This window comes from Sinosporangium album, assembly GCF_900100605.1.
Lineage (GTDB): Bacteria > Actinomycetota > Actinomycetes > Streptosporangiales > Streptosporangiaceae > Sinosporangium > Sinosporangium album.
The window spans coordinates 1-1,330 of the sequence record NZ_FNCN01000093.1 but is presented as its reverse complement, the minus strand read 5'-3'; the positions used below and the strand labels follow the sequence as shown (position 1 = coordinate 1,330).

The 1,330-nt window shown below is 65.9% G+C and carries 1 protein-coding gene; it reads left to right on the top strand.

Translation table 11 applies throughout. From position 1 onward, the window contains the following. Positions 1-1,330 (top strand): Ig-like domain-containing domain (locus tag BLQ73_RS30760; protein WP_176955803.1); only part of this gene is annotated, 1,330 nt, incomplete at both ends.

Here is a 1,330-nt window from a genome sequence, read left to right as displayed (position 1 = left end):
ACGGGATCGTCCAGGCGTGGGTCGACGGTGCCCCCAACTACGGCATCCAGCTCACCGCGGGTGACGAATCGGAGTTGCGGAACTGGCGACGCTACCGCTCCGAGGACGCCGGCGGCTGCACCACGGCACCGCTGGAAGCCTGCAAGGGGACGCTCCACCCGCCCATCCTCACCGTCGACTTCGAGGCACCCACGCCGCCACGCCTGGAGACGGTGGTCACCACCTCGCGGGAGCCGCTCACCTCGATTCCCGAATACGAGGAAGCTCTCGCCAAATCCGTCTACGTGCCAGAACTCGACGAGTTGATCGAGCCGCTGAGCGATGAGCTGATCGCTGCAAATGAAGATCAGCGTGACAGTGAAGGCTCCTTGATTGGACTCGACAAGCTCTCCCCCAGCGTGCCAGATCCTGGCGATAGCGACGACACCACCAATCCAGGCGGTGAGGACACAACACCGCCGCGGGTACTGGCGACAGAGCCGACCAGCGGCGCCACCGATGTATCCCTGGACTCCCGTGTACAGGTGACGTTCTCGGAGGAGATCTTCGATCCAGAGTTCGTGGTGAAGAGCACACAGGGTGCCCAGATCCAGGGCGCTACCATGCTGGACGCCACCAAGAAGACCGCGACTTTCACTCCCACGCAGCCGCTCCACCCCGGTGCAACGTACACCGTTGTGGTCTCAGGAGCGATCGATGCTTGGGAGAACGAGATGGTTCCCCACACCTGGTCCTTCCGCACCATCGATCAGGTGGCCGCCAACTGGACGTTCGACGAGGGCACTGGAAAGATTGCCGCCGACTCGTCCGGCAACGGTCACAACGCATCGCTCAACGACACGGCGGCCTGGATGGCCGGCAAGAACGGGAACGCGATCTCCAACGTGCCGTTGCAGGCGCGGATCGCCGCCTCTCAGGCGGCGGCCAAGCAGGGCAAGGCCGTCGAGGTTGCCGACGAGACGACCGCGACCAGCGTCACCTATGCCCAGCCGGATGGGAAGACTTTCAAGACCGAGGTCGCGGCCGGTCCGGTGCGGACCAGGCAGGACGGCCGGTGGGTGCCGATCGACACCACCCTGGCCGAGCAGAGCGGAAAGCTCCGCCCCAAAGCCCTCGCCGAGGGCACGGCTGTGGAGGTCTCCACCGGAGGCACCGACCCCTTCGCCACCATGACCGCCGACGGCCGGTTCTACGCCCTGCGCTGGCCGACACCGCTGCCCAAACCCACGGTCGACAAGAATGTGGCGACCTACGCCGACGCCGCCGGCAAGGGCGCAGATCTCGTGGTCACCGTACTGCCGACCGGGTTCCGGCACGACGTGGTGCTGCG